This is a genomic window from Paraburkholderia solitsugae, assembly GCF_013177695.1.
Classification (GTDB): Bacteria; Pseudomonadota; Gammaproteobacteria; order Burkholderiales; family Burkholderiaceae; genus Paraburkholderia; species Paraburkholderia solitsugae.
This window is the reverse complement of the sequence record NZ_WOEY01000187.1, coordinates 1-8,338: the sequence shown is the minus strand read 5'-3', so window position 1 is coordinate 8,338 and position 8,338 is coordinate 1. Positions and strand designations below refer to the sequence as shown.

The 8,338-nt window shown below is 57.6% G+C and carries 6 protein-coding genes; 4 read left to right on the top strand and 2 right to left on the bottom strand.

Annotated elements, in window-relative coordinates; genetic code table 11:
- A partial coding sequence (locus GNZ12_RS43300) for a transposase (RefSeq protein ID WP_407947668.1) occupies window positions 1–202 on the top strand: 202 nt, incomplete at its 5' end.
- A 208-nt stretch (window positions 203–410) separates the two neighbouring features.
- Complete coding sequence (locus GNZ12_RS43295; protein WP_172319071.1) at window positions 411–905, top strand: hypothetical protein; 495 nt, start codon at window positions 411–413, stop codon at window positions 903–905.
- Window positions 906–1,275: 370 nt separating this feature from the next.
- On the opposite strand, the gene GNZ12_RS43290 is transcribed toward GNZ12_RS43295, so the two are convergent.
- Window positions 1,276–3,570 carry a putative bifunctional diguanylate cyclase/phosphodiesterase gene (locus GNZ12_RS43290; protein WP_172319069.1) on the bottom strand — a complete coding sequence of 765 codons (2,295 nt, stop codon included), beginning with the start codon at window positions 3,568–3,570 and terminating at the stop codon, window positions 1,276–1,278.
- A 927-nt stretch (window positions 3,571–4,497) separates the two neighbouring features.
- Window positions 4,498–5,625, bottom strand: a complete 1,128-nt coding sequence (locus tag GNZ12_RS43285) for an alanine--glyoxylate aminotransferase family protein (protein ID WP_172319067.1) — start codon at window positions 5,623–5,625, stop codon at window positions 4,498–4,500.
- 763 nt (window positions 5,626–6,388) lie between these two features.
- Here GNZ12_RS43285 and GNZ12_RS43280 point away from each other — a divergent pair.
- On the top strand, window positions 6,389–7,981 hold the full coding sequence (locus GNZ12_RS43280; protein ID WP_172319065.1) for a neprosin family prolyl endopeptidase: 1,593 nt from the start codon (window positions 6,389–6,391) through the stop codon (window positions 7,979–7,981).
- 202 nt (window positions 7,982–8,183) lie between these two features.
- Window positions 8,184–8,338: transposase (locus GNZ12_RS43275; RefSeq protein ID WP_172319063.1), on the top strand; the 155-nt coding region annotated here is incomplete at its 3' end.

The window sequence follows — 8,338 nt, the reverse complement described above, 5'->3', positions numbered from 1 at the left end:
GTGCCTTGATGTCACCTTCAATGAGGACGCCAGCCAGATCCGGCTACGCAATGCCGCGCTGAATTTCTCCTTCCTGCGCCGGCTCGCCATCAACCTGTTCCGCGCCGATTCCAGCCGCGCACTCAGCTTGCCAAAGAAGCGTAAGGCCGCCGCCTGGAATCCCGACTACCTTGCACAGGTCTTGAATCTACAGAAAATTTGATGCTCCGGCCCTGCCTTCATGCTGCTTTTTCTTGACACCGAATACACATGTGGCGCCGCCTGATCCGGAATTGATCAGCCTGGCACTGGTTGCTGAAGTTGCCTACACTTCAATCTCCTGATCAGAAGACTAGCTGGACGCCGCATCACCGGACTAATGAAGTGTGGACAGCGAGAATATTGAAACCCCACTGAAGGAGGGGCATTCCATGTTTGGTATCGGTTCCAAAAGTGCGCAGACCCCCAGCGAGTCCAGCCAGAACTCTGACGCTGGTGGCGGCGGCCTCGACACGAGTGGCATCGCAGGGCACATCCAAGCGCTCGTCAACGCGAACATGCCCTGCAACGTCCACCATATGTGGCGCAAAGTCGCCGCTGGCGCCATTACTCATCACAGCCAGATTTTCGTCAGCAACCGCGGCAACGGCTTCCTCGTGCTCAACTTCGGCTTGTGGATGGGCGACAACGACACGGTGGAATTCGCCACTGACGAGGCCAAAAATATCAAGTGGTACACCCAAAGCGATACCTACAGACCTAACCCGGTATCCGTGACGGCGCTGGCGCTGCAGCAGGCGTTCCTCAACACGAGGCAGAAGTGTGGGCCGGACTACAAGCTGCTGCACAACAACTGCCAGAAGTTCGCGCGACTGTTTATGACCGAACTCGGCGCCAGTCACAATCGTAGCCTCTTCCACCCCTGAGGCTGCCGCGTCCTGGTGAGCATCCGCCCGATTACGTCTCACAGCACGATAAGTTCCATCCTCCAGGCGGGAGGGCCGCAGCCACGAGCGACTTGACTTCATGTCAAGTGCTCATGATCGGTAGCCCATGCGTACCCGCTGCCCATGACCAGCGGGTACCCAGGCAAACATCGGAGCAGAGCTAGAAGGTCGGATACCGGTCGTTGGAATTCTCAATGAAAGATTTCAAATGGTTTGCGCAAACGTATGCTGCCGGCCACTTTCGGCCGTTGGTCAGCGGCGAGAAACGGACGCTCGAACGTCTCCTCTATCTTGATAGCGTTGAAAAGGTCGTGTTTTGGTTGGTGACGACTATGAACAAAGCTTTATCTCATTCGCTTAATGGTATTCGCTGCCGATGCGTTTCTACCCAAAGCGCGAATTCGCCCGGTGGTAGCGGTGCCGAGTACAGATGTCCCTGGTACATAAGGCAGCCGTGGTCATGTAGAAAGTCCCGCTGTGCTTGCGTTTCCACGCCTTCAGCGATGATACTCAGCTTCAGCACGTTGCCGATATTGATTACAGTCTGTGTTAGGGATTCGGCCATTGGATCGGCCCCAATGCCCCGCACAAAGCTTTTGTCGATCTTCAGTTCTTTAACGGGGAACCGGTGCAGATAGCTCAGAGACGAGTAGCCCGTACCGAAGTCATCTATCGATAGCGTTATTCCGAGGGAATGCATCGTATCGAGCGATGTGCGGATGTCATCGGCCGACTCATCAAACATGACTCGCTCGGTCATTTCCAGAATCAGATCGGCAGGCGCCAGACCATGAGCCTGCAGCGTGTGCGCGATAAAGCCGGGATAATCTGGACGTTTGAAGTCGGCGGCACAGACATTCACTGATATGTTGGGTACATCGATGCCCTCGGCGCGCCACTCAGCGAGTTGACGGCAGGCCTCGTCCAGCACCCAGGCATCCAGCTCTGCAATCAGGCTGCTTTCTTCCGCGATGGCGATGAAGCGGTCTGCCGGGACGATCCCCAGTTTCTCGTCGTTCCACCGAACCAGGGCTTCGGCTCCATGCAGTGTTCCCGTCACATCGACCTTGGGCTGGTAGGTGACGCTCAGGGCTCTTCCTTGCAAGGCTCGCTGCAGCGCGATTTCCAGTTCGAGCTGTTCTTTGGCCTGACGCTCATACACAGGAGCATAGAAATGCACCTGGTTACGTCCCGTGCTCTTCGCCTTGTACATCGCCATGTCTGCATTACGCAGCAGCGCATCGGTGTCCTGCCCGTCGTGTGGATACAGCGAGACGCCGATGCTCGCGCTGAGCGTGATGCTGGTGTCATACTTTGCGTTGACGGTGATAGGCTGGTACAGGGCCTGCAGGATGCGCGCGGCTACGTGGGCTGCCCTATGTACGTCACAATTTTGCAGTACGGCCAGGAACTCGTCTCCACCGAGTCGACCGATCACGTCTTCACCCCGGACGCAATTCCGGAGACGCCGCGCGATTTCGCTCAACACTTCGTCACCGACAGAATGGCCCTGCGTGTCGTTGACGCGCTTGAAACGGTCCAGATCAATGAACAGTATCGCGAACTGTGACGAATTCCGGCTGGCGTCCGCCAGGATACGGAGCGTTTCCTTGTTGAGTTGCGCCCGGTTGGGCAAGCCGGTCAAGGCATCGAACCATGCCAGCGTCTGCAACTGACGTTCCATTGCGAATCTTCTACGCAATTGCCCGCTGAACATCAGAGACAGCATGATGGTAAGCACATCCAGTATGGCAGTCACGATCCCAATGGCAAACGCCCGCTTACGCCACCCGGCGTAGATATCCTCAGTCGCCAGGCCAACGACCACGACCAGTGGATAGGTCCCGATCCGCCTGAAGCTGTATAGGCGCTCGATGTGGTCGAGCACGGCAACGTCGACATAGGTTCCGTGATCCGATTGCACGAGCGGGGGAAAGGAATGGCCGCCCGCGAGAGTGCGGCCTATATCGTCCCTGCGATACGGTTGCCGCATCAGGACAGTCCCGTCTGCGCGCAACAGGGTAAGGGTTCCGTGATCGCCGAGTATCGAGTCTTCGAATAGCTGGTGGAAATAGCTTAGCCGGAGCGTACTTGCAACAATGCCTGCGAAGTGGCCATTTGCATCGTCAAGACGCAGGCTCAGCGCTATCGACGGTTGCCCAGCGTTGCCGAGGCGTGGCACGAAGGGCTTGCTGAGATACAAGCCGGCCCCTTTCTGCCGTTGTTGAACCTGAAAGTAATCGCGGTCGCTTACATTGAGCTTTGGCGGCAGAACCCAACGGGAGTCGAGGACGCTGTCGCCAGCAGCATCTGCCGCGAATATCGCGCCCAGTTCCCTTACATTGTTGGCCGCGCCGAAAGCGACGAGGTGCCGGGCCTCGGGAGTGAGTTCGAGGAGACTGGGGGTCATCATACTTGTCACGACATCCCGCATGGCAAGTTGGCAGATGTCCAGATTACGCTCGGTCTCCTTTTGCAGGGAGAGCGCGAGGTTCTGTGCGGCAGCGCGGGCCTGCGTCATTGCGTCGAGCCTCATCTGGTACAGCGAGACTGCCGTGACGCCGGTGGTGGCAAGCGTGATACCAATCCCGGCGAAAATGAACAGGGCCGGTTTTGCCAGAAGGGAACGCGTGATTCGAAACATAGTCTTCCGGATTGTGTCTGCTTCCAGCCCGCTTTCAGATCAGCCATCAATTGTCCGCCCCGCTCCCTAGCGTGGTAGGGCACCTTGTCGGCCACGTTTAGCAATGGTTCGATCAAATTGCTGTCGTCGGTTGAGCTGGCGAGCCCGAGACCGTATCTGTAAGGCGAAAGAAAAGTGCCATTACAAGTGAACGCGGAGCCTGCCACTCAGTGGCGCGGCACTTCTGGCAGTATATCGACAAGGCTGGCGAAATCTTTACGCCCGGCCCTGCCGATAGTTTCCTGGCGGGATGGCACAGGGTGGAGGTGACAGCTCGAGCCCTCGTGCGCTGACGAGCGGGTCCGCCTCAAGCCATTAGCATGCAGGGACAGCGCTTTGACACGGTCAATATTCGCGTTAGCCAGTAACAATCGCGACCCATGATCTTGCACATCGCGAAAGCTGCGATTCCGCCATATCGTAAGCCACAGTGGTCAATTGAACGGGTCGACTGATGCATCCGGACGAGACGACATCGGTTGCAATCCCGAGCGGAAAGAACATGTTCTGCAAGTTCTCACTGAGTTCGTGTCACACCACTCCGAGATACTTGGTGACTGCCCGAGGTAATGAAGGTAAGGCGTCAAGCGTTCAAGCGCGAACGCTTGGATGACAAATTGAACCCACTCCGAATGCGGTCGTTGAAGCCGCGGGGATACGACCGGCAGTTGTGGGTCGGGAGCACGCGTTGGCTGACATCGAGACATGATATTCGCGGCCATCGATTTGCGAACGGCAGGAAAGTGACCTGAAGCGGCCTCACCGACGCCGTTGTCTGAACGTCGGCAAAGGCCGAAGCGTGCGCATAGCTATTCCGGCAGGTTCCGGGGCCCTCCTGTCGATGCGGTTGCGAGGGCGAGCCATGCACACAGGCACCGGAAAAGCGCTCTAAAGAATACTGTCCAACGCCTTGGCGAGCCTCGCGACCGCGCCTTCGACGTCATGCAGTTTGTCCAGGCCAAATAATCCGACGCGGAAGGTCTTGAAGTCTTCAGGCTCGTCGCATTGAAGGGGAACGCCGGGCGCGATCTGCAAGCCGGCATCGGCGAATTTCTTGCCGGATCGTATGCCGTCATCGTCCGTGTAGCAGACCACGACGCCCGGAGCCTGAAAACCGTCGGCCGCCACGCTTTTGAAACCTTTGCCGCTCAAGAGCGAGCGAACGCGCGTGCCGAGTTCAAGCTGCTCAGCTCTCACTTTGTCGAAGCCGTATGCCTCGGTTTCCTTCATGACGTCGCGCAGCGTCGCGAGACTGTCCGTGGGCATCGTGGCGTGGTACGCGAACCCACCGTTCTCGTAGGCTTCCATGATCTGCAGCCACTTGCGAAGATCGCAAGCGAAACTGGTGCTGGTTGTTGCGTCGATTCTTTCGCGGGCGAGAGGGCTGAGCATGACCAGTGCGCAGCAGGGTGACGCGCTCCATCCCTTTTGCGGTGCGCTGATCAGGACATCGATGCTACTGGCCTGCATGTCCACCCAGATCGTACCGGAGGCGATGCAATCCAGTACAAACATGCCGCCGACGGCGTGAACAGCGTCGGACACGGCACGCAAATAGGCATCAGGCAACATCATCCCGGATGCAGTTTCGACATGCGGCGCAAAGACCAGATCCGGCTTGTTCGCCTTGATCGCAGCGACCACTTCTTCGATCGGAGCCGGTGCATAGGCGGCCTGCCTTCCTTGTTCGACCGGACGCGCCTTCAACACCATCGATTCAGACGGAATGTCGCCCATGTCGAAAATCTGCGACCAGCGGAAACTGAACCAGCCATTGCGGATGACCAGACACTTCTTGTTCGTCGCGAACTGCCGGGCGACGGCTTCCATGCCGAAAGTCCCGCTGCCCGGGACGATAACCGCCGACTTCGCGTTGTAGACCTTTTTCAGGGCGCCGGAAATATCGCGTACGACTCCCTGAAAAAGCTGCGACATATGGTTGATGGATCGGTCGGTGTAAACGACTGAATATTCGAGGAGTCCCTCGCGGTCGACATCGGGGAGTAACCCTGGCACGTTCGCCTCCGGTAATAGACGAATAGAAGAATCGAAAACAGATTCTAACGAAAGCCACCTGCACCGGCATCGGCCGAGTAGCTAAGTCGGGTGAATCATACCTTGGCATCGAAGTTGACGACGCGCTGGAGATCTCCGAGCAAACCGAGATCTGGCACAGCCATTACCGGCCGCGCGCCAATGCAGTTCGGCGTCGTGCGTGCGGTCGCTAAATCGCCAGACACCGTGCGAGTACTACCGGCCATCTGCGGGCGTTCACCTATACCGCTGCGAAGTCATTCGGGCGTCGGCCTTTCCGCTGACAGCGCCATCCGTTGGACCGTGCCATCCGGCGAGTCATCAGCCAACGCCGTCATTCGCGACATGTCAAATTCATCGATCTCGAACGGCCGGTGCCGAGGACCGAAGGCCGCGCACTGTTATCTGGCCAGTCAATGAGGTCATGAGAGCGACGGACGTTTTTCATCCCGGATCGACGGATTTTCTGAAATCGCCGGGGTTTGTTCTCGTTCAACCTCTAACAAGGTGAGCGCCCTTCACGACTGAACCCGTTTGAACCCACCACGACTGAACGCTCTGCGAGCCACCGATGACGTCGAGGGCTGATGCGCAATTTCGGTCGTAACGGCCTGAACTTGTCTGCGCTGTTGACGCCCGTTGAGACTGACTGGGGACGCAATTTCAGTAATACGGGTCGCAATTTTTTCGTAATTGGGCTTTGACGCGGAAGCAAATTCGTCACGTACCCACTGGAGACTCATCCATGTCAGCGAAACAAAACCTTTTGAACCCGGAACTCGTTCAGTGGCTCACCGAACGGCAGAACTCGCTTCGCATCGTGAAGACCACCAGCACGCCCAGCGGAATGGTGCTGGATTGGGTGCCCATCGAGAGCCAGGTTTCCGGCGGCAAGATCGCCACGCCGCCACCGGCTCCGCAGGCACGTGTCGATGACCCCTTGCGTCAGGTAAAGCCACTCACTTTCGAACTCGACGATCCATCCGTTGAGCGTGGTCCATCTGGCACCGTTCCAATCGTTCGCCCCGATCTTTCGCGTCTGAATCGCACCGTCGCGCTGACGGATTACCTGACCAAACGCGGCGGACTTCGCGTTAATCGTAATCGGCGCAGTGAAGCGCCCGCCGATCCTGACCCCGCCGGCTATTTCCACAATAACTCAGGCCAGTCAGGGACATTTTACGGTTGGGACGGCTATTTCAATGTTTGGGATCCGACCATCAACGTCCCCGGGGGAGGTAGCGGCGAAGACCACTCCATCCTTCAAGTCTGGCTCCAGAACAGCAGCGACAACATTCTTCAATCCCTCGAAGGCGGCTGGACCGTTGACAGGATCCTCAACGGCGACACGCTCCCACACGTCTTCACCTACTACACGACGAACGCATATTCGAAAGACGGTGACAATATTGGCGGCTATAACGCTCTCCACAAAGGATGGGTTCAATACAGTGGTCCCAGTACGACCGGCCGCACCGTCCATCCGGGTATCGGCATCACCAGCATCAGCACTTTCGACGGTCCCCAATATGATCTGCAGATGAAGTTTCAACTCTATCGTGAACCCGGCACCGGAGAATTGAATTGGTGGGTGAGTGCCGAAGGCGTCTGGATGGGTTACTACCGGGCCTCTCTGTTCGATCAGGAGGAGTTAGGAAGCGTGGTCGAATGGATTGCGGCGGGCGGTGAAGTCTATTCCGATCTGAAAAATCCCGAAACGACTGCAGACCAGATGGGTAGCGGCTCGCAGGCGCTGGCCGGCGCGGGAAAAGCGGCGTACCTGCGTAACCTTCGCAACCAAACCAGCATGGACGGAACCATGGTCGATCACGACGGTGTGGCTCTGAGCGACGTGGCGACCCCTGGCGGAGCAGACCCTTATACGATTCAGATGAATATGGAAAGCGGCGGTAGCTGGGGCAGCTATTTATACGCAGGCGGCCAGACTCCTCCGACCAACATCTTAGCCACCTGGCCCACCAATGACAGACCCCTGCCCAAGGGTGTCTGGGACGGCCAATACTGGTCCGAAGCGCAACATTCACGAGCTAGCAACGATCAATTCCTTGACCCGCCGGGAGGAGAAAATGGCGCGATACGCTTCGTGGTAACCAGGACGCCCAACGTCGATGCAATAAGTTTTAACGTCGCCATTGATCGACCTGGAGACGATCCCACGGGTTGGACAGGCCTCGGGAACGATTCCGTCGTAGAGTTGGGGCCCGTGCTCCAACATTTGGGCCTTACCTTGGCTCAAGCCAATGAGCGCGGTTTTTATATTTCCGAAGTCCGAGGCGCCACTCAGCCATTCTATGTATTCGCAGTAATGGCGGACTAGGCCTGCTTGCGGCTTGCGGCTTGCGCCAGGTTGATCGGACAGAGAAGCGTCAGGCCGACCTGGACTTTGTTATCCCCGCGCGTATCAAGTACGCCGGCTATCGTCAGGTCGACGGCCGTGCCCCACGAGTGATTGGAATTTTTTGTTGTTGAAGTTGACCCGCGAAAACGGACGCCTATCCTTTTGAAGAGGAGGTGCCGAAATGGGCAAGCATCGTACCCCGTACCCGGCGGAATTCCGGGCACAAATGGTTGAGCTGGTGAAGGCCGGGCGCAGGCCGGAGGAACTGGAAAAGGAGTTCGAGCCGACCGCGCAGACGATCTACAACTGGGTGGCACAGGCTGGTCGCGATGCGGG